The organism is Hymenobacter sp. AT01-02 (assembly GCF_000961955.2).
Classification (GTDB): Bacteria; Bacteroidota; Bacteroidia; order Cytophagales; family Hymenobacteraceae; genus Hymenobacter; species Hymenobacter mucosus.
In genome coordinates this window covers 1-19,516 of sequence record NZ_JZIR02000049.1, presented here as the reverse complement: position 1 = coordinate 19,516, position 19,516 = coordinate 1, and the positions used below count along the sequence as shown (strand labels likewise).

Below are 19,516 nucleotides of genomic sequence, written 5' to 3'. Positions count from 1 at the left end.
CCAGCCCGGAAGACTCCTAAGACCAAGAAGCAGCCCCCGCTCCGGCTCCCCGACACCTGCCCCCCGCGCCCGCCCCAGCAGCTCAGGCTCCGGCCGCTGCACCGGCTGCCCCCGCCGGCAACGGCAAGAAGGCGACTATCATCCGCATGCCCAAAATGAGCGATACGATGACGGAAGGCACTATTGCCTCCTGGCTCAAGAAGGTAGGCGACAAAGTAAAGTCTGGCGACATCCTGGCGGAAGTGGAAACCGATAAGGCGACTATGGAGCTAGATAACTACGAGGACGGCACCCTGCTGTACGTCGGCCCGAAAGAGGGAGAAGCTATTCCAGTAGACGGTGTTTTGGCCATCATTGGTGAAGAAGGAGCCGACGTGCAGGCCCTGCTCGGTGGCCAGTCGGGTGGCAGTGCCACTCCCGCTCCGGCCGCTGCTGAAGCTGCCCCCGCCGCTGCTACTACCTCAGCCCCCGCGCCGGCCGAAGCTGCCCCGGCTCAGAACGGTGGCCGCATCTTTGCCTCGCCACTCGCTAAGAGCATTGCCAAAGACAAAGGCATTGACCTGAGCACGGTGAAAGGCTCCGGCGAAAACGGCCGCATTGTTTCCCGCGACTTGGAAAGCGCCCAGCCTTCGGCCGCTCCTGCTGCCCAACCCGCCGCTTCTCAGTCTGTCCAGGCTACCAATACCCAGTCGGAATACATTCAGGCTGCCCTGCCCGAGCAGCCGCAAGCTGTGGCTCCGGCTCCGGCCCCAGTTGCCGCGCCTGCTCCGGTGGCCGCCGAAGGTACCTATACAGATACCCCCGTATCGCAGATGCGCAAGGTTATCGCGCGTCGTTTGTCGGAGAGCCTGTTCACGGCCCCGCATTTCTATCTGACGATGGAAATCCTGATGGACCGCGCTATGGAAGTGCGCACGCAACTCAACGCGCTGTCGCCGGTGAAGCTGTCGTTCAACGACATGGTCATCAAGGCATCGGCAGTGGCCCTGAAGCAGCACCCAACCATCAACTCTTCCTGGCTTGGCGACAAAATTCGTCAGAACAAGGTGGTAAACATTGGGGTGGCCGTGGCCGTGGACGAAGGACTGCTAGTGCCCGTAGTGCGCAACGCCGATGGCAAAGGTCTTTCGACTATTGCTAACGAGGTAAAAGAGCTGGCCGGCAAAGCCAAGAGCAAGAAGCTCCAGCCAAGTGAGTGGGAAGGTAGCACCTTCACTATCTCCAACCTGGGGATGTTCGGCATCGAAGAATTCACGGCCATCATCAACCCCCCAGATGCTTGCATCTTGGCAGTAGGTGGTATTAAGCAGACAGCTGTAGTGAAAGACGGTCAACTGGCCATTGGCAACGTGATGAAAGTCACTCTCTCGTGCGACCACCGCGTGGTGGATGGTGCCTCTGGTGCCGCCTTCCTCCAGACGCTGAAAAGCCTGCTGGAAGACCCCATGCGCATGCTCATCTGAGCAGCGCCCATAAAGATTTAGTACCGGAGAAGCCGGCCCATTTGGGCCGGCTTTTTTGTTGTAGCCTAGTAGCATCCGCTGGAAAGCAAGGGTAGCGCGGGAGCACAGCGCCTTTACGAAACCCCCGACCCAGTGGCTGCAATAGCAGAGTGGGTAGGCCTCCTTTCTGCTCAGGCCAGGGTAGGAAGATTCTGCAACCTACTGTTCCGATAGCAAGATTCTATTTGAAATGCTCTATACTTACCGATGGTGGGAGCTACGCCGGCGGCACCCGATTGTAAAGCGTTCAATCGAGTAAGAAGTATGAAGCAAAATATACTGGCAATAACCTTGTGTGTAGCTAGTGTTAGTGCCTTTGCACAAGAACAGGCACTGACGGGGAAGATTGTGGATGGTGCGGGCAAGCCAGTTATTGGGGCTACGGTAGTGGAGAAGGGCACCAACAACGGTACTGCTACCGGCAACGACGGCCGCTTTACGCTACGGACCCGAACGACGAGTGCCCGCTTGGTGGTCAGCTCCATCGGCTACGCTACCCAAGAGGTAACAGCAACTGGAAGCGAAGTAAGCGTGACGCTGGCCGACGCTTCTACGGGCTTGGGCGAGGTACAGATTGTGGGCTCGCGCAGCCAGAACCGCTCCACCACCGATTCTCCCTCGCCGGTGGATGTGATTGACATTCGGGAGGTTACGGCCAAAACCGGGCAGCTTGATGTAAACCAGCTGCTGCAATTCGTGGCGCCATCGTTCAACTCCAACCGCCAAACCGGCTCCGATGGGGCCGACCACGTGGACCCCGCCTCCCTGCGCGGCCTCGGGCCCGACCAAACCCTAGTGCTCGTGAATGGAAAGCGCCAGCATCAGTCGGCGCTGGTGAACTTATTTGGGTCGCGGGGGCGCGGCAACACCGGTACCGACCTGAACGTCATTCCGGCGGCCAGCATTGAGCGCATTGAGATTCTGCGCGATGGTGCAGCGGCTCAGTACGGTTCCGACGCCATTGCGGGCGTTATCAATATTGTGCTCAAGAAGACGGTTGATGAGTTGACCGTAAGCACCAACTACGGGGCCTACGACGCAAAATACCGCTTCGATGACCAGAAATTTGACGGCGGCAATTTCAACGCCAACGTTAACTACGGCATCGGGGTAGGCAAGCAAGGCGGCTTCGTAAATGCCACCCTCGACTACAATCAGCGCCAGCACACGCAACGTGCCAACGTACCTTCTCCCGATGGAATAGCCCGCCGGGAATACGGCGACCCGCAAGTGAAAAACGCGGCGGCCTACCTTAATGCCAGCTTCCCGGTAAGTCAAAATGCCCAGGTGTACGCCTTTGGCGGGCTAAATAAGCGCCGAGGCGACTCCTACGCCTGGACGCGCTTTGCCGATGATGACCGCAACGTGCCGGCCATCTACCCCAACGGGTTTGACCCTATCATCACCAGTGACATCTGGGACGGTTCTGCGGTAGTAGGGCTACGGACCAAGCTAGGCGCCTGGGAACTAGACCTGAGCAACAACTTTGGGTCTAACCGCTTTGAATACGGCGTGGAGAATACCCTGAATGCTTCCTTGGGTGCCAGCTCACCTACCTCCTTTAAAGCGGGTGGCTTTCAATTGCAGCAAGATGTGATAGGGCTGAGTGCAACGCGCAATTATAAAACAGTACTACAAGGCTTCAACGTAGCCGTAGGAGCCGAGTTCAGGCAGGAGTGGTATTCCCTATTTGCCGGTGAAGAAGCTTCCTACCGCAACTATGACCCCGCCGGAACACCCGATTCGCTTCGGGAAGCAGCCGGCTCTCAGGGTTTCCCAGGCTACCAACCTACCGACGCTATCAAGGCCAACCGCAATAATTTGGGTGCGTATGTTGATGCCGAATTAAATGTAACCCAGCGCTGGTTAGTAGCTGCTGCACTTCGCTACGAGCACTATAGCGACTTTGGGAGCACGCTCAATTACAAAGTTTCTACCCGCTACAACCTAACCGAGTTCCTGACCCTGCGCGGTACGTATAGCACTGGGTTCCGAGCCCCTTCGTTAGCGCAGGTCAACTTCAACTCCACATTCACTAACTTCATCCAGGGCCAACCCGTGGAAGTGCTGCTGGCCCGCAACAACAGCGCCGTTACGCGGAAACTGGGGATTCCAAGCCTCAAGCAGGAAACGTCAAACAGCGCCAATATTGGGTTGACCAGCCGGATTGGTTCCTCGCTGAGCTTGACGCTGGACGGATACTACATTAAAATTGACGATCGGGTAGTGCTAACCAGTCAGTTCTCGGCCGACGACCCCGTCATTGGGGCCGATTTGCAGGCCCTGAATGTGGGCCAGGCGCAGTTCTTTGCCAACGCGGCTTCTACCAAGTCGTTGGGGTTGGATGTGGTGCTGAGCCATACGCTGGGGCTGAATACCGGCCGTTTGAACTCCACATTAGCCGCTAACTTCAACCGCCTGCGTATCGACCGGGTGCAGACTTCTGGCCGACTGGCCGGGCGGGAAGATGACTTTTTTGGTCCCCGGGAGCAGGCCTTCGTAAAGGCCTCGGCGCCACCATCCAAAATCAACCTCACGTTCGACTACCAGATGGGCCGCTTCGGAGCCTTGCTACGGTTCGTGCGGTTTGCGGAGGTGAAACTCATCGACTACGATGGCATGGAGCAGGTATATGATTCCCGCACTACTACTGATCTGTCGTTGAGCTATGCTCTCACCAGTCATTTGCAGCTTTCGGTAGGCAGTTCCAACTTGTTCAACAAGTACCCCTCCTTCTTCAACCCACAGGTTACGGAAACGGGCGGCGCTTGGGACCCCGTACAAATGGGCTCGAACGGCCGATTTTACTTTGCTAAATTGCAGGCCCGTTTCTAAGCATCATTTTGTGTTAGAAAAAGGAAATCAGCTGCCGGTGGTCTATCCGGCAGCTGATTTCCTTTTTCTCCGAGGGGGAGAGCCCCGCCCGTGGGCGCTCCGTTAGCACGATGGTTCTTAGGTGCCCAGGCGTACGCACGCCAACGAGCGGGGGAGACGCAAAATGTTGTGGCTCTATAGATTCACGAAACAGTTGTACCCGAATGAGAATTCGCTCCACTACCGTGCTAGGCATCCGCCACAACGGTGAAATTGCTCTTGGCGCCGACGGCCAAGCGACCATGGATAAGCACGTAGCCAAAAGCAACGTGCGCAAGGTTCGTAAGCTACACGACGGCAAAGTAGTGACCGGCTTTGCTGGCTCCACTGCCGACGCATTCATGTTGCTCGACAAATTTGAAGAAAAGCTAAGCGGCTACAACGGTCAGCTGCGCCGCGCGGCCATTGAACTGGCTAAGGAATGGCGCAAAGACCAATACCTGCGCAAGCTGGAAGCCATGATGGTGGTGGCCGACAAAGACGAGCTACTCATCATTGCCGGCACCGGCGACGTGCTGGAGCCCGATTCTGACGTAGCCGCCATCGGCTCGGGCGCCATGTACGCCCAAGCTGCCGCGCTGGCCCTGAAGAAGCACGCGCCCCACCTTACCGCCCGCCAAATGGTAGAAGATGCCCTGCACATTGCCGCCGACATCTGCATCTACACCAACCACAACCTGATGATTGAGCAGCCTAGCTAGGCCACTCCCGCGCGTCATGACTGAAGACCTGATCTACTACAACTCGCGCAAGCGGCATGCGCTGCTCACCCTAGGGGCGCTTGCTTTTGTAGCCATGGGGGTATTCATGATTGTGAGTAAGGGCTACTGGGGCCAGGGGCTAGTAACCATTCTATTCTTTGGCACCGGCGCTGCCGTTGGGGCCTGGCAGTTTTTTGATACCCGGCCTCGCCTTCAAATTACTGACGAAGGTATTCTGGACCGCACGTTAGGTGTAGGCCTCATCCCGTGGACTGACATCACTGATGCCTACGTACGGTCTATCAACCACGAGTACTTCATCTGCCTACAGGTGCTAGATGAACAGGCCTACCTGAACCGTCTGCCACCTTTGAAGCGCAAGCTGCTAGCGCCAACGCGGCATTGGGGTTTACGCCGTTGTCCATTAACCTGAGCGGCGTTGACTTGAACCCAGAGCAGCTACTGGAGTACATCCTGAAGCAAAGCGCTGCTGCTCAGCTTTCATCCTAGGCCTGTTTTTGTGAGCAACCCAGCCACAATAGCACGCTATTCAGAATCTACGATATAGGGCAACCTTATTGAACGATTCCGAGCTAATATTTGATTGTAAACCGCACACCCATAAGTACAGAACACACGACTCAATGAACGTAACGAACTTCCTCAAGCACCACTACCGCCACTTCAACGCTGCTGCTCTGATTGATGCCGCCGAAGGCTACAACAAGCACCTGGCTGAAGGTGGTAAGATGATGATTACCCTGGCTGGTGCCATGAGCACCGCCGAAATGGGCATCCAGCTGGCCGAGCTCATCCGTCAGGACAAGGTGCAAATCATCAGCTGCACCGGTGCCAACCTGGAAGAGGATATCTTCAACCTGGTAGCCCACGACTTCTACGAGCGGGTACCGCACTACCGCGACCTGACAGCTGCCGATGAGCAAGCCCTGCTGGAGCGCCATATGAACCGCGTAACCGATACCTGCATTCCGGAAGAGGAGGCTATGCGCCGCCTGGAGCACTCGGTACTGAAGTTCTGGGAGCAAGCCGACAAAGCTGGTGAGCGGTATTTCCCTCACGAGTTCTTCTATCAGATCCTGAAGTCGGGCGAGCTAGAGCAGTACTACCAGATTGACCCCAAGGACTCTTGGATGCTGGCTGCCGCTGAGAAAAACCTGCCGATCATCTGCCCCGGTTGGGAAGACTCTACGCTGGGCAACATCTTCGCGGGCCACGTTATCAGCGGTGACATCAAGAACGTACACACCGTGCGTACCGGCATCGAGTACATGATTTACCTGGCTGACTGGTACACCAACCAGGCTACCGAGGAAAGCAAAGTAGGTTTCTTCCAGATTGGTGGCGGCATTGCCGGCGACTTCCCCATCTGCGTGGTGCCTATGCTGCACCAGGACTTGCAGCGCACCTCGGTGCCGCTGTGGGGCTACTTCTGCCAGATCTCGGACTCAACCACCTCGTATGGCTCGTACTCCGGTGCCGTGCCCAACGAGAAAATTACCTGGGGCAAGCTAGGCCAGGATACGCCCAAGTACATCATCGAGTCGGACGCTACCATCGTTGCGCCGCTGGTGTTTGCCATGGTGCTAGGCCAGTAATTGCTGCCTGAAGCAATAAGTAAAAAGCCCGCCGCTGATTTCAGCGGCGGGCTTTTTTAATTTGACTGGTAAGTCTGCCTGGTAACCAAGCTTACTAACTAATCTTAGGAACAATCAGTAGCCCTAATGCGAAAGTCTCCGGCTGATTGTCCAGAGTTTGTGGATTTATACTCCACAAACCAGCCATTTCCATTACGTCGTCTTCATCACCTAGAAAGAACGAATCAGCAAGTTGCTCCAAGTCATCGGGACTGTCCTCTATAAATGACTGCTTCCCCTTCGCAATGATTTGTTCTTCAATTTCTGTCCGTTGCCCTTGGTCTAGCTCAATGGCTTCACCGGTACTGAAAAGTCTGATGGCCTCTTCATTAACGAAACGTCCCCAAGCACCATAATTAGCCACCCGATGGTTACCATAGAACTGTACTTCAGCAAACTGGGCGCTTAGCTTTTGTAAGAAAGTCAAAGTCTTCTCATCTGAAAGCCCGCTCAAAATAGGGTTGATGACAAAAGTCCAGTCATCAACAGGAGGCGTGATGAAAGTTGCGTTCCATCGGTACACTTTGTCTAAGCCACCATACCAATTAGCCGAAAAAACAGTGCCTTGGTCAACATTTACGGCGTGCAAAAGCTCAAATGGGTCGGCATCTCTGACGGCTAGCCATGTCAACTTATATCCAAAGGGCTCCGGCTTAGCAGGAAAACGCTCAGATTGTGTGGCCTGCATTGCGAAAGCTAGGTAAGAGAACAGCATGAAACCACGAATATATGCGGCCACGTTTGCGGTGTTGTTTTACTGGCATAAGGTAACGCCATCCGGTCGCTGATTTAGTAGGACAAAATCAGAGGTATACCTACGGGCCTATCTTTACGGCACCATCACCTTGCCTCCCTACCATGCCTCTAGACCCCGCTAGCTTCCTGCAGCACGCCGCCCCAGACGAAAAAACGACCGTTTACACGAAAGCGGCTGACGGCACCATTCAGGAGCATCCGGCGCTGCTCATTGCCCAAACAAAAACGCAAAAGCTGTTTATCACGCTGGAAAAGCGCCGCCGCTACGTGGCGCATACCCAGGTGCCGGACTCCAACGATATAGAAATTGACTTTCTGCAGGACTACGAGGAAATTGAGGCGCTAATGGAAGACGCCGGCCTCGACGGCATCCACGACGGAGAGCAAGGCATTCTGTACCACAACCTGCTTTTCCTGCTCATGAACCCGTAGTCAGTTGCCAGTGCAACAGTGTCCGGTAACTGACAACCGGCAACTCACAACTCAACGACCTGTATAGTCGGCCAGCAGGCCCTCATAGATCCAGTTGGCAAGGGCCTGGCGGTTATCGGCCACCACAAAGCGGCGCTGGTCCTTGCTGTTGCGGATGTTGCCCAGCTCCATGAATACGGCCGGGGCGTGGCTGGTGCGCACCTCGTAGAGGCTGCTGCGCACCGACACATTGCCGGAATAGGGGCGGGTAGGCTGGGCGCGCTTGTAGCGGGCCGTAAACACCTTATGGATGTTCTTGGCCAGGCGCAAGCCGGCCTGGCTGTTCTGGTGGTGGTAAAAGAACACGTCAATGTTCTGACCGGCGCTGCGGCTGTCTACGTGCAGGCTCAGTAAGCGCTGGTAGGCACCTTTGTGGCGGGCATAGAGCTTGTTTACCTGCGTAATGCGCTGGCGCAGGCGGCCGAGCTGACTGAGCGGAATGCGCTGCTGCGGGTAGGTTAGCTCGTCGTAATCCATCTTCAGCACGCTTTCGTCGCGAATACCGTCGTTGGGGTCCTGCACCATCATGTACACGGTAGCACCGTGCTCCATCAGCACCCGAGCCAGCCGGATCGTCACATCGTAGGCGTACTCGTCTTCCGACAGCTTGTAGCTGCCATATTGGCCAATGGCGCCGGGGTCGGGGCCGGCGTGGCCGGGCGAGAGGTAGTACACTGCCCCGCGCAGGGCCCGGTCGCGGACAGGTACGGGGCTGTACTTGGGTCCGAAGAGCTTGGAGGGCAGCATGGGGGTAGTACTCAGTCCGTGCGAAGTAGCGGCGCGCGAGGCCGTGCTACGGGCAGCCGGTTTTCGGGCGGCAACTTTCGGCGCCGAACGGTGGGGAAGCAAGTACGTCCGTCCGATAATGAGGCCGTTGCGCTTGGTAAGATTAGCCCTGTTGAGCTGCTGAAACTGCCGCAGGTGCTGGTTTGGATTCAAGCCGTTGCGGTAGAGCAGCGTATTCACTCCGTCGCCTGGCTTGGCAACTGCCCGCCGATATTTGGCCTGGCAAAAGGCTCCCGTGGAAATCAGAAAGAGCAGAGCGATGAGGACAACTGAGCGCAAAAGCAGGAACGTGAGGTGAGAAAATCAAAGAAAGGCTAGCCCCAGCCTAGCTAGGGTGGGGCCACGCATACCTTAACCAAACTGCCTCGGGCTGGAGAAGCCAAGAAGCCGCTAAATGAGATACGCTACTACAAAAAAGGCAGTAAATCTTCACAATACGAACAAAAAAGGCCCGCAGCTACGCCGCGGGCCTTTTTTAGGCGCTGTGAAAGGGCAGGGGTTAGGACACCGTAAATCCGGTTGCAGTAGCCACTGCTTGCCACTGACGCATATCTTGTTGTACCGCAGCCATTTTTTGCTCGGCAAGTTGGTAGGCATCTTCGCCCAAAAATAGATGCACGGGCTGAGTGGTAGTTTCGCTGACTTGAATCAGGGTGGCGGCTGCTTTGACTGGGTCGCCGGGCTGGTTGCCGTTGATCTGCTGCTCGTGCTGTTCCTGCGTTTCCCGCACCGATTGGTAGGCCGCTATGGGGTGGGTAGGCGTGCCGAGCGAATCGGACGTTAGGAAGTTGGTGCGGAAGTAGCCAGGGTACACCACGCTGGCTTGCACACCAAAACTCTGCACCTCCGCCGCGTACGATTCCGTGAGGCCTGCAATGGCAAACTTCGTGGCGCAGTAGATGCCAAAGCCCGGAAAGCTACCCGTGAAGCCTCCGACGGAGGAAATATTGAACACGCGGCCGGACCCCTGCCTGCGTAGGTGCGGAGTAGCGTGGCGCAGCACGTTCAGCAACCCGAACACATTCACGTCGAAGTTGCCCCGCGCCTCCTGGTCTGATAGCTCCTCTAGGGCACCCACTTGGCCGTAGCCGGCATTGTTTACTACCACATCAAGGCCACCTAGCGTGCTGATGGTGGTGGCAATAGCTTGGTGTATGCTTTCCTCGTTGCCAAGGTCCATGTGCAGGGGCAGGAAGCGGCCCGCATGAGGTGGCACGGCTTGTTTGAGCTGTTCGAGGTTGCGGGAGGTGGCCGCCACGGCGTAGCCGCGGGCTAGAAGTTGCTGTACTAAGGTCAGGCCGAGGCCCTTGGAGGCGCCGGTCACAAACCAGATGTTATTGGTCTTCATACGGTTGATCTGTTTGTATAAGGTAGGGCAAAGCTAGATTCAGGGCCGGCCCAGGGGTTTACTATAATCAAACAGATGCTTGCGAAAATCAAACAACGCGTAGCGCAGTAGGTGTGGTGCGGGCGTGCTTTCGAAAAAAGTTGTTGAAGTGCGCCGGCTCCTCGAATCCCAGGCAGTAGCTGATTTCCGATACGTTCCAATCTGTGTGCTTGAGTAAGGCATAGGCCTCCTGTATAAGGCGCTCCGCAATGAGCTGGGTAGTGGTTTTACCAGTTACCTCCTTCAGAGCGCGGTTGAGGTGATTGACGTGAACGGCTAGCTGCCCGGCAAAGGCGTGGGCATTGCGCAGGCGCACCTGCTGCCCTGGCGTTTCGATGGGAAACTGGCGCTCCAACAGCTCGGCAAACAGGGAAGCAATGCGGGTAGCGGCGCTGCTGCCCCGGTAGAGTGTGGTAGCAGGCTGTAGTTTCATGGCGCTGTGCACTAGCTCGAAGACGTAGTTGCGCAGTAAGTCGTACTTGAACGCGTAGTCGGAATCTATTTCCGCCGTCATCTTCTCAAATAGCTGGCGAGTAGCAAGAAGCTGCTCATTAGTGAGCGTATACAAGGGCTGCCCGCCGGGCTGAAACATGGGTAGCTCTACGCCCCCAACAAGATGCCGCTGCAGAAAGGCCTCCGTGAAAATGCAGAAGTAGCCCGTTAGGTCGTCGTCGAGCGGTTCCCAGTCGTAGGGCACCATAGGGTTGGCAAACAGCAGCGCGTTGCCCCTGATTTCAAGGGTTTTGTCGGCGTAGTGGTAGTTGCTCCGGCCCGTAACAAGGGTAATCTTGTAGAAGTCCTTGCGGCTGTAGGGTAGGTGGCAAGCCCCGGGTCCCACAAAGTCATCGAGCCGAAACACGTTGAAGTGGCCAATATCCTGCCGTAGGGTATCAGGCAGCCAATAGATTTTCTGCTGGTAAAAGTCGTGGAGGCTATGAGACTTGTGCATGAAGTAAAGTTACGCAAATCAAATGGTGGGCATGGTACTAGGGCAGGCTGGGTAGCGGAGAGGTGAGGTGGCGTATACTATTCTCTGGTGGCACCCTGCTCTTTCACAATGAACAGGCACTTGTTGGCCGCCTAAGCCAAGCGCGGCCATAACACGGCCTACACCAGTGCGTACGTCCTAGAATACTACTTACTACCGATATGACGATGCAATCCTTTCTGGCCGGCGGTCTGCTGCTGGTGCTGGTGTCAAGCTGCGGCGACCAAAACACTAAGTCGCCCGTGCAAGCGCCGGGCGCCGAGAAATCAGCCAAGACAACCGTGCTGGAAGCCGGGGCCGATATCCTTCAGGGCAAAGCTCCACTACGTCAGCTCGACATCTACCTCGATGGATTTCACTTCTATAATGGCAACCAGAAAGCCCAAATGGAGGCGCACCACTTCTGCCAGAAACTAAATGAGGACGTGACCCAGTGCGTGATTTACGATGGCAACGGCCCCGGCGCCAAGATTATGGGTATTGAATACATCGTGTCGCGGCGGCTGTTTGAGAAGCTCCCTGCAGAGGAAAAAAAGCTCTGGCACAGCCACGCCTACGAAGTAAAATCGGGGACGCTGGTAGCGCCGGGCCTACCCGACGCGGCCGAGCATGAGCTGATGGAACAGGTAGTGAGCACCTACGGCAAGACCCTCCATACCTGGCACACCGACCGCGACAAAGAGCTTCCTTACGGTAGCCCGCAGTTGATGATGGGCTTTACCAAAGATGGCCAGACGGACACGGCTATGGTAGGGCAGCGCGACCGACGCCTGGGCGTTTCCAGCGCCAAGAAACGCCAGCAGCGGGCCGATATTCAGGCACCCCCCGTATTGTCCGGCGCCGATGCCTGGGAAAAGGGTGAGGTACGGCAGTTCGTAGTCTCCGACAAGGCAGGCAGTGGGCACCAGCACTAAAGCACGGGCCCACTACTGGCCGCGGCAGCCGAGACAAGAGTAGAAGCCCGGGGACTACAACAATTCCGAAGCTTTTTGCTTCTTCACGGTATGGCAACAACTCCAATTCCTAAGAAACTCTTGGCCCGCCAGCACGAAATAACGGCTGACTTTCTGCGCGCGGTCGACCAGCATATTGAGGATGTGGTAGCCGGACGGGCAACGGAAATGCTGGAAATCCGTGACCTGGCCGATCAGCTGCACATTCACCCCACGCACCTAAGCAATACCATCAAGCTTACAACGGGCCACCCGCCCTGCTATTATTTTGAGGCTCGGCTGCTGGAGGTTGCGCGGGAACTGTTGCGTAACCCGGCGCGCTCCGTGGCCGATATTGCCGCCAATCTGACCTACGACCCGTCCAACTTCACCAAGTTCTTCAAACGCTTTGCGGGGTGCACCCCCAAGCAGTACCGCGAGCAAGTGTGGGCCGAGCAGCGGGCCGCCCATTCGGAAACTGTCACCATTTAAACTGAACTACTCACCATACTTTCTGGAGCACAGCGCGGCACCTTTGCCCCGTTCACCTCAACCAAGAAAGTTATGAGTACAAACAAGATAGCCCTGGTAACTGGCGGCAGCCGCGGTCTGGGCCGAGATATGTCCCTGAGCCTCGCCCGTAAGGGCACCGACGTTCTGCTTACCTACCACAGCAACAAGGATGAAGCCGCTGCCGCGGTAGCCGAAATTCAGGGCCTGGGCCGGCGGGCGGCGGCATTGCAGCTGGATGTAGCCAACAGCAACAGCTTCGACGGCTTCTTTGCCCAGGTACGCACTACCCTGCACGACGCCTTCCAGGCCGAGCAGTTTCACTTCCTCATCAACAATGCCGGGGTAGCACTCTACGCTCCTTTCGCCGACACCACTGAGGCCCAGTTCGACGAGATGGTGGCCATTCACTTGAAGGGCCCCTTCTTTTTAACGCAAAAAGCCCTGCCGCTGCTCGCCGACGGTGGGCGCATTGTCAACGTTTCCTCAGGCCTAGCTCGCTTTGCACTGCCGGGCTCCTCAGCTTACGCCACTATGAAAGGAGCCATTGAAGTACTGACCCGCTACCAAGCCAAGGAGCTGGGGGCGCGCGGTATTGCGGCCAACGTGGTAGCACCCGGCGCCATTGCTACCGACTTTGGCGGGGGGCGGGTGCGCGATGACGCCCACCTAAACCAGTTCGTAGCGTCGCAAACGGCCCTGGGCCGGGTAGGACAACCTGAGGATATTGGCGGTGTGGTGGCTTTTCTCTGCTCCGAGGAAGGCCAATGGCTGAATGCCCAGCGCCTAGAAGCTTCGGGCGGAATGTTTGTGTAGCCTGCTCTCTCAGTAGGCTTCTACCGGCTAGAATACAAAAAAGCCTCCTGGAGTGAGTTCCAGGAGGCTTTTTTGTGTAGTCATCAGTACGGGTTAGAACCGAAACAGGGGGCGGGCTGGGTTCCAGATGCCCCACGGAATCATCAGCAATACCAGTATCAGGGCAATCAGAAACCACGTGAAGGCTTTTTTGTGCTTCACAACAGGATCAACGGCTTTCTTGGACAGCGTGCGACCAACTTGCGCAGCTACTACAGCCAGAATCATTCCTACTAAGTGCTCTACGGCGAAGAAGCGGCTGCCTGCATTTTTCATCACGGCCGCACCCGCTTGATCAAAAGCCTTCACGCCTACCTTGCTCAACGCGAAGTACAGAATAAGGCCTAGTAGCAGTTGCAAGTGCATGGAGCCCACAAAGGCGGCACCCATGCCATTGTCGGCGCCGGTCCAGGGGCGGCCCTGGCGGCCGGCGAAAGCCCGGAACACGGCAATCAGCCCGAAAATGAGAACGAGCCAGCGCGTCCAGGAGTGCAGCGCAAGAATTATGGAGTATGAAGTCATACAAAAGAAAAGGTGATTGAGAGCGGCAAAGGTCGGGGGCGGGGCTGAAATTGTTGCCCTACGTCGCCGAAAAATGCGCGAACAATGCCGTTGGTCGGTTGGGGCTGCCTAGGCCGCCTACCCATGTCAGCAAGACAAGCCCTGGTTATCTTCCTGAGTTTGGGTGGTTGACTCCTCAAACAGGGTAGGGACGATGTCGTGCTTATGGGCCTCAAATGGGAAGCTCTTTTCCTGCACAAACAACTCACCTTCTTGGCGCAGAATGGCGATGTTGTTGATGACGAGCTTCAGGTTGAAGGTTTGCTGGTTGAGGTACTGTAGTACCGGCCCCAGCAGCTCGGGTGTGGTGTCATGCAAGGCTAGCGAGATGTGGGGCAGCCAGCAGTCGGGGCCACTGAACTTGTCGGTGCGCAGACACAGCGGGGCCGTAGCCTGCAAAATGCGGTGGTGCAGTAGGTTGAGGTCGTCGGAGCGCAACACCGGAATATAGATGACGGGATTGGGACCCGGAAATACCCCCAGGCCAGTAGTGTGGGCCACAAACGGCCGGGTGGTGCGGGCTACATCACGCAGTACTTGCTTTAGGGCCGAGAGCTTGCGCACCCCCGCCAGCTGGTAGGTGATGTGCGGATCGGGGGTAGCCTGCACGTCGTCGAGGCCAAACTCGGTTTCCAGGTTCTTGATGAGGCGGTTGATCCGCTCGGCGCTCTGGCTGTTCAGAAGAGAAGTAATGGCGAGCATGGAATCAGATACTGGTAACACTTACGAGTGGTTGGCGCGCGCTTGCACGGCGGCGGTAAACAATTCACTTTGATTACGGGGTACGCTCAAGTTTTGCCAATTGAGCCCTCGTATTTGTTTGCCCAGCAGCACCAGTTGCCCGGCGTGCGAGGCATAGTGAGCCACCTGCCGCTGCAAAGCGGTCAGCACCGTGTGCGCTTCGCCCCGAATGGTCACGGTACGTAGCAAGTCGGCGGGCTGAAGGGTGTCGAGCAAGTCAAACAGAATCTGCCAGGCGGGGTTCCACTGCTGTTGCAACGTAGCCACTGCTGTTAGCGAGTCAGGTTGCACAAACTCTTGGTCGCGCTGCCGGGTAGGCTTCTCCCCATCAGTGGTTAGAAAATCGGTGAAGCGGGAGCGGAGGTTGCCAATTACGTGCTGTACGATGACGGCGGGGCTGTTGCTGCCAGGAGCCGCTACGTGCAGCCACTCCTCGGGGCTGAGCTGGGCCAGGGCCCCATCAGACAGGTTCTTATAGGTACGGAAGCTGTGGCGGAAAGACGCCAGCAGGGCCTCAGCCAGCGCAGTAGAATCAGGCATATCAGATATGGTTAGGCGCACACTTCCCTACGATACTAGCGAAGATAGGGGTTCCGGCCCCAATGCACTACCAACTTCGCCCCGCCGCCCCCGTTTACATAGGCTTATTCTCGTTGCCGTGCTGCCAACTGTTGCGCTTCCTATACACCAGCCGCCCCCACCCAAGCGCCCTACCCAGCACCGCTGGCTATGGTGGTTGCTAGGTATTGGGCTGGTATTAGGTGGGCTACTCCTAGCTGCCAGCCAGCTCCTTGACCCCTGGCTGCGCCGGCAAGCCGAGCAGCAAGTAGCCCGGCGAAGCCAGGGCCGCTACCTCTTACGCATTGGCAGTCTGGACACCAAGCTCTGGCAAGGAACAGTACACTTGCGCAACATCCACCTGCGCACCGCTGCCGACACTTCGCCCGACACGGCTTCCTTGCCCCGTTTGCAGCTGCGCCTGGGCCGGCTGGATGTAGTAGGGGTGGGGCTGGTAGCACTGCTCCGCCGTAACCTAGTGCCCATAGATAGTATCGGGCTCGATTCTCTGAACCTCCATCTGGCAGCCCTCCCCAAAACAGCTTCTTCCCAACCGCTACATGTCCGGCTGCCGGTGGCGGGCATTCGTCTGGGGAGCTTAGCTGTGCGTCATACGCAGGTACGCTATGGACAGCTACTGCACCCCACGGTGCAGGTAGGCCAAAGCACTGTGGTGCTGCGTGACGTGCTGCTAAACGCTGCCGGTGCTTCCGACTCCGGCCGCCTAGGCTACGCGGCCGCAGTGGCCGGGCAAGTGCGAGGCTTGGTAGTGCAAGTGCCCGGCCATACGCTACGCCTTGTGCGGGGGCAAGTGTCCTCGGAAACGGGAAAGCTCACGCTGGATTCGGCGGTGGTACATCCGCTCACGCCGATCAGCGCCCAGCGTACGGCCGCTATCCGCGTGCAAACGGTGGTGCCACACCTGGCCCTGACGGGGCTGGATGTGGCAGGGCTGGCGCGGCGGCGGTTTCGGGCCGATTCGCTCCGCCTCACACTGACGCACTTGGCCCTGACCCTGCCCGCCACACCGCCGCCGCCCCTGCACGAGCTACTAGCCGCATATTTCACAGAATTCCGCCTGGGGCACATGCTTTTCCGCAACGAAACCATGCGCCTTGACGGGCTAGACCAAGCGCCCACTCTGCGCAATGTGCGCCTGCAAGCAACCGATGTGCAGGTGCTGCCGCGTAACCATAGTACACTGTATTATGCCCGTGCCTGGGCGGTGCAGACCGGCCGCATGCGCGCTACGCTTGATGCACCCTACTATACACTGGCCTGGCAAGCACTGCGGGCCGATACACGCACCCAGCAACTCCACCTGACCAACCTGGGCCTTACGCCCACCATGGACGTAGTAAAAATGTCCCGCCGGAAAAAACATGCTGTATCGCGTATCGTGGTGCGGCTGTCGGAGCTAGCCGTAGCGGGGCTCAACTACCACAAGGCCTTGCGCGACCATCAGCTTATTGCCCGCCAACTGACCCTGCGTAACGGCTTGGTGCACACCACCGGCGATGGTCGTTTTGCGCAGAACCCCAAGCAGTCGGTGGCGACGCCGGAGGCCTTAGCCGCGTTACCCTTCCAGATTTCCATTGACCGGGTACGCATTCAGCGGGGTAGGGTGAACATGGTGTACCGCTCCCCGCGTGACCCTCAGCCCGGCACCTTGTCCATTAACCAACTGGCCGTTACGCTCCGCAACTTCAGCAACGACCCGCGCCGCATGAGTGCTGCCCATCCGCTCACGGGCGAGGCGAGTGGCCGGCTGCAAAACCAATGTGCTGCCCGCCTGAGCTTGCGGGCCAACTTACTCGACCCCACCGGCAGGCACACCTTAAGCGGGGTGTTTACTACGGCCTCGCTGGGTATTCTGAACCCCATGACCATTCCCACGCGTGGCGTGGCTTTCCGTAGCGGCACCGTGCAGCGCATCCGGTTTCAGATGCGCCTAGATCAGCAGCAAGCCGTGGGTACCATGTGGGGCGAGTACACGGATTTGAAGTTGCAATTGCTCAACAAAAATAACAAGTCCGGTTTGCTGAAGCGCGTAGAAACGTCGCTGATCAACGGCATTGCCGTCCGCGACAACAACCCGCGCAAACCTGGTAAGCCGCTCAAAGAAGGCCAGATTTTGTCGCGCCGGGAGCTTCGCTACTCAGTGTTTACGCTGTGGCGGCAGGGCCTGGTAAGCGGCGCACTCAACAGCGTAGGTATTCCCAAGAAGATAGCCCGTAACTTGAGTGAAGGCGAATAAGCCGCTGCTCCGGCACTACAGTTCCAATCTAAAGCCCCTACTACTCGCCTAGCACCTTTGGTGTTGCACGAGCAGTAGGGGCTTATATGGATTGCCGCCAAAAGGCCTAGAACTTCACTTTTGCGATGCTGAACTGGGATACCGGCGGGTTTTGCTTGGCTTGTAGCGCATTCAGGTTAGAGTACAGTACATAGGTTTCGGAGGCAGATCGGCGGGCCAGGGTAGTGGGGTATTGAGGCGGCGTGGTGAAGGTGCCCGTAGCCGTGGCCGCAGTCCAGGCAGTGGCGGTAGTTAGCCGGTACACTTTGGCTTGGGCGTTGGTTACCACGTGCAGGGTAGTGTTGTCAAGGAGTAGCATACCGTCAATGCCCTTCAAATCTTGGCTGATCGTGACCTTGGTAAGCTCAGCCGGGTTAGTCAGGGGAATCTTGAAGATGGCGCCCTCGTCGGATTTAGCTACCAGCAAGTATCCATCGGGATGGTAGACAATGCCGTTGAGCCCAAAAGAACCCGCAGGAGCCGCTAGCTGTGCATTTTCCAGGAAGATGCTAGCCACACCCTGCACATCCACTTTGTAGATGACCGGCGAAAAGCTGTCTGTTATATAGGCGTTGCCTGGGCATCCACGGCAATGTCGTTGGCGAAGTGGTTTTGGCCGGGCTTTAAGCTGCCCAAGTCTACGGTGCTTATCACTTGCCCATTGTCGCGGTTGATGATGACCAAGCGCGCGAGCTTGCGCTGCGTGGCAGCTGCGGTGCGTTGGGCATTATAGCCTGGGTCTGACACGGCTACCAGCAGGCGGTTGCGGCCTTCATCCAAGTTCATTCCAATGCTGGAAACTAGGGCAGCATTGTCGGCAAACTGCATGTAGTGACCATCTTCGTGCACCATGCCCACGGCCCCGGCCGTTTGCGAGCCGACCAGGAAGTACTTGTTTTTAGCGTCGTATTGTACCCCCTCAGGATACAGGTTGGGCTGCGTGAAGCTCACCAAGTCGGGCCCCTCAGCATCCGTAACCGGGTCGTCGTCATCGTCGGAGCAGCCGGGGGCAGCTAGCAAGACGAGAAGCAGGAGGCACCCGAAGTAAGCTGCGAAGTAGCGCGGGGCCAAGCGGATAGAATAGACATGAGGAGTGCAGTGGAGTGAAGATGTAGTGTTCAGCTACATACGCTCAGACTAGCACCCGGGTAAGTGTAAAATGACGGGCATTTTCTGCCGTTGGCGGCCGCGGCACAGGTAGCAGAATTCTTTTACCCGAAAGAATAGCTGCTGGCCGTCCATTGGCTTTTATCTTGAGGGCCTAAATCTGAACTGCTGCATGAATCGTCGAATTTTCCTGCGTAACGGCTCGTTAGCCGGCCTGGCCCTGTCTACCGTTTCTCTAGGCGCCTGCTCTACTACCCCCAACAATAACCAACCTGAGGAAGCCGCCGCAGATGGCGCTGACACCAGCTTTGAACTGCACGAAGCCACCGCTACCGACTTGCAGGAGAAGATGAAAAGTGGGCAGCTCACAGCGCGCCGCATCACGGAGCTGTACTTGCAGCGCATCGAGCAGCTCGATAAAGCAGGCCCCAAGCTGAACTCCGTTATTGAAACCAACCCCGACGCCCTGAAGCTGGCCGATCAGCTGGACCAAGAGCGTAAAAACGGCAAGCTCCGGGGACCTTTGCACGGTATTCCGGTGCTCATCAAAGACAACATTGACACGGCCGACCAACAGCAAACTACTGCCGGCTCTTTGGCGCTGGCGGGCCACAAAGCCCAGCAGGATGCGTTTATTATTAAAAAGCTGCGCGAGGCTGGGGCTATTGTGCTGGGCAAAACCAACCTGAGCGAATGGGCAAACTTCCGTTCCACGCGCAGCACCAGCGGGTGGAGCAGCCGCGGCGGCCAAACCAAAAACCCCTACATCCTCGACCGAACGCCCAGCGGCTCTAGCGCCGGCTCGGGTGCGGCGGCCTCGGCCAACCGTATGCGCC

General features: G+C 57.3%; 19 protein-coding genes and 1 pseudogene. 11 read left to right on the top strand and 9 right to left on the bottom strand.

Annotated elements, in window-relative coordinates; genetic code table 11:
* Positions 1–23 precede the first annotated feature (23 nt).
* From VI25_RS15240 to VI25_RS15220, 5 genes and pseudogenes are all read left to right on the top strand, one after another.
* Positions 24–1,463 (top strand): annotated as a pseudogene (locus VI25_RS15240) (pyruvate dehydrogenase complex dihydrolipoamide acetyltransferase); the annotation flags it as partial.
* A 303-nt stretch (positions 1,464–1,766) separates the two neighbouring features.
* Positions 1,767–4,337 carry a TonB-dependent receptor gene (locus VI25_RS15235; protein ID WP_045688275.1) on the top strand — a complete coding sequence of 857 codons (2,571 nt, stop codon included), beginning with the start codon at positions 1,767–1,769 and terminating at the stop codon, positions 4,335–4,337.
* A gap of 203 nt (positions 4,338–4,540) precedes the next feature.
* Complete coding sequence (gene hslV / locus VI25_RS15230; RefSeq protein ID WP_045688249.1) at positions 4,541–5,077, top strand: ATP-dependent protease subunit HslV; 537 nt, start codon at positions 4,541–4,543, stop codon at positions 5,075–5,077.
* 16 nt (positions 5,078–5,093) lie between these two features.
* The gene (locus tag VI25_RS15225; RefSeq protein WP_045688250.1) at positions 5,094–5,510 is read left to right on the top strand and encodes an STM3941 family protein; all 417 of its coding nucleotides are present in this window, start codon (positions 5,094–5,096) and stop codon (positions 5,508–5,510) included.
* A gap of 211 nt (positions 5,511–5,721) precedes the next feature.
* Positions 5,722–6,693 carry a deoxyhypusine synthase family protein gene (locus VI25_RS15220; protein WP_045688251.1) on the top strand — a complete coding sequence of 324 codons (972 nt, stop codon included), beginning with the start codon at positions 5,722–5,724 and terminating at the stop codon, positions 6,691–6,693.
* 94 nt (positions 6,694–6,787) lie between these two features.
* On the opposite strand, the gene VI25_RS15215 is transcribed toward VI25_RS15220, so the two are convergent.
* Positions 6,788–7,471: a hypothetical protein gene (locus VI25_RS15215; protein ID WP_045688252.1), complete on the bottom strand. Its 684-nt coding sequence runs from the start codon at positions 7,469–7,471 to the stop codon at positions 6,788–6,790.
* Between the two features lie 119 nt (positions 7,472–7,590).
* Here VI25_RS15215 and VI25_RS15210 point away from each other — a divergent pair, with 119 nt between their 5' ends.
* Entirely contained in the window at positions 7,591–7,920 is a 330-nt protein-coding gene (locus VI25_RS15210; RefSeq protein ID WP_045688253.1) for a hypothetical protein, read from the top strand.
* Between the two features lie 51 nt (positions 7,921–7,971).
* Here the strand turns inward: VI25_RS15210 and VI25_RS15205 are convergent, their stop codons facing one another.
* The 3 genes from VI25_RS15205 to VI25_RS15195 form a co-directional block, all read right to left on the bottom strand.
* Positions 7,972–9,024: an N-acetylmuramoyl-L-alanine amidase gene (locus tag VI25_RS15205; protein WP_236705073.1), complete on the bottom strand. Its 1,053-nt coding sequence runs from the start codon at positions 9,022–9,024 to the stop codon at positions 7,972–7,974.
* 220 nt (positions 9,025–9,244) lie between these two features.
* Complete coding sequence (locus tag VI25_RS15200) at positions 9,245–10,093, bottom strand: SDR family NAD(P)-dependent oxidoreductase (protein WP_045688255.1); 849 nt, start codon at positions 10,091–10,093, stop codon at positions 9,245–9,247.
* 88 nt (positions 10,094–10,181) lie between these two features.
* Positions 10,182–11,081, bottom strand: coding sequence for a helix-turn-helix domain-containing protein (locus VI25_RS15195; protein WP_045688256.1), 900 nt, complete (start codon positions 11,079–11,081; stop codon positions 10,182–10,184).
* A 200-nt stretch (positions 11,082–11,281) separates the two neighbouring features.
* Between VI25_RS15195 and VI25_RS15190 the strand changes: the two genes are divergently transcribed.
* From VI25_RS15190 to VI25_RS15180, 3 genes are all read left to right on the top strand, one after another.
* Positions 11,282–12,034 (top strand): OBAP family protein, encoded by a 753-nt coding sequence (locus VI25_RS15190; RefSeq protein WP_236705072.1) that lies wholly within the window; start codon positions 11,282–11,284, stop codon positions 12,032–12,034.
* Positions 12,035–12,124: 90 nt separating this feature from the next.
* Positions 12,125–12,544 carry a helix-turn-helix transcriptional regulator gene (locus VI25_RS15185; protein WP_045688258.1) on the top strand — a complete coding sequence of 140 codons (420 nt, stop codon included), beginning with the start codon at positions 12,125–12,127 and terminating at the stop codon, positions 12,542–12,544.
* Positions 12,545–12,616: 72 nt separating this feature from the next.
* Positions 12,617–13,378: an SDR family oxidoreductase gene (locus VI25_RS15180; RefSeq protein ID WP_045688259.1), complete on the top strand. Its 762-nt coding sequence runs from the start codon at positions 12,617–12,619 to the stop codon at positions 13,376–13,378.
* Between the two features lie 93 nt (positions 13,379–13,471).
* On the opposite strand, the gene VI25_RS15175 is transcribed toward VI25_RS15180, so the two are convergent.
* The 3 genes from VI25_RS15175 to VI25_RS15165 all read right to left on the bottom strand — a co-directional run bounded on the left by VI25_RS15175 (position 13,472) and on the right by VI25_RS15165 (position 15,259).
* Positions 13,472–13,939 carry a hypothetical protein gene (locus tag VI25_RS15175; protein ID WP_045688260.1) on the bottom strand — a complete coding sequence of 156 codons (468 nt, stop codon included), beginning with the start codon at positions 13,937–13,939 and terminating at the stop codon, positions 13,472–13,474.
* Between the two features lie 126 nt (positions 13,940–14,065).
* Entirely contained in the window at positions 14,066–14,680 is a 615-nt protein-coding gene (locus VI25_RS15170) for a 2'-5' RNA ligase family protein (RefSeq protein WP_052695160.1), read from the bottom strand.
* A gap of 21 nt (positions 14,681–14,701) precedes the next feature.
* Positions 14,702–15,259, bottom strand: coding sequence for a DUF1572 family protein (locus VI25_RS15165; RefSeq protein ID WP_045688261.1), 558 nt, complete (start codon positions 15,257–15,259; stop codon positions 14,702–14,704).
* A gap of 118 nt (positions 15,260–15,377) precedes the next feature.
* Between VI25_RS15165 and VI25_RS15160 the strand changes: the two genes are divergently transcribed.
* On the top strand, positions 15,378–17,534 hold the full coding sequence (locus VI25_RS15160) for a DUF748 domain-containing protein (RefSeq protein ID WP_055562630.1): 2,157 nt from the start codon (positions 15,378–15,380) through the stop codon (positions 17,532–17,534).
* 106 nt (positions 17,535–17,640) lie between these two features.
* Here the strand turns inward: VI25_RS15160 and VI25_RS15155 are convergent, their stop codons facing one another.
* Together VI25_RS15155 and VI25_RS15150 are read right to left on the bottom strand one after the other, a co-directional pair.
* The gene (locus tag VI25_RS15155; RefSeq protein WP_045688264.1) at positions 17,641–18,105 is read right to left on the bottom strand and encodes a hypothetical protein; all 465 of its coding nucleotides are present in this window, start codon (positions 18,103–18,105) and stop codon (positions 17,641–17,643) included.
* A 29-nt stretch (positions 18,106–18,134) separates the two neighbouring features.
* On the bottom strand, positions 18,135–18,593 hold the full coding sequence (locus tag VI25_RS15150) for a hypothetical protein (protein ID WP_045688265.1): 459 nt from the start codon (positions 18,591–18,593) through the stop codon (positions 18,135–18,137).
* A 259-nt stretch (positions 18,594–18,852) separates the two neighbouring features.
* Between VI25_RS15150 and VI25_RS15145 the strand changes: the two genes are divergently transcribed.
* Positions 18,853–19,516 (top strand): amidase family protein (locus tag VI25_RS15145; RefSeq protein WP_262489967.1); only part of this gene is annotated, 664 nt, incomplete at its 3' end.

Bases quoted from the DNA above. Each gene is read 5' to 3' on its own strand.
- VI25_RS15170 (WP_052695160.1), bottom strand. From the start codon at position 14,680: ATGCTCGCCATTACTTCTCTTCTGAACAGCCAGAGCGCCGAGCGGATC.
- VI25_RS15190 (WP_236705072.1), top strand. From the start codon at position 11,282: ATGACGATGCAATCCTTTCTGGCCGGCGGTCTGCTGCTGGTGCTGGTG.
- VI25_RS15210 (WP_045688253.1), top strand. From the start codon at position 7,591: ATGCCTCTAGACCCCGCTAGCTTCCTGCAGCACGCCGCCCCAGACGAA.
- VI25_RS15220 (WP_045688251.1), top strand. From the start codon at position 5,722: ATGAACGTAACGAACTTCCTCAAGCACCACTACCGCCACTTCAACGCT.
- VI25_RS15200 (WP_045688255.1), bottom strand. From the start codon at position 10,093: ATGAAGACCAATAACATCTGGTTTGTGACCGGCGCCTCCAAGGGCCTC.
- VI25_RS15185 (WP_045688258.1), top strand. From the start codon at position 12,125: ATGGCAACAACTCCAATTCCTAAGAAACTCTTGGCCCGCCAGCACGAA.
- VI25_RS15175 (WP_045688260.1), bottom strand. From the start codon at position 13,939: ATGACTTCATACTCCATAATTCTTGCGCTGCACTCCTGGACGCGCTGG.
- VI25_RS15225 (WP_045688250.1), top strand. From the start codon at position 5,094: ATGACTGAAGACCTGATCTACTACAACTCGCGCAAGCGGCATGCGCTG.
- VI25_RS15165 (WP_045688261.1), bottom strand. From the start codon at position 15,259: ATGCCTGATTCTACTGCGCTGGCTGAGGCCCTGCTGGCGTCTTTCCGC.
- hslV (WP_045688249.1), top strand. From the start codon at position 4,541: ATGAGAATTCGCTCCACTACCGTGCTAGGCATCCGCCACAACGGTGAA.
- VI25_RS15235 (WP_045688275.1), top strand. From the start codon at position 1,767: ATGAAGCAAAATATACTGGCAATAACCTTGTGTGTAGCTAGTGTTAGT.
- VI25_RS15180 (WP_045688259.1), top strand. From the start codon at position 12,617: ATGAGTACAAACAAGATAGCCCTGGTAACTGGCGGCAGCCGCGGTCTG.
- VI25_RS15195 (WP_045688256.1), bottom strand. From the start codon at position 11,081: ATGCACAAGTCTCATAGCCTCCACGACTTTTACCAGCAGAAAATCTAT.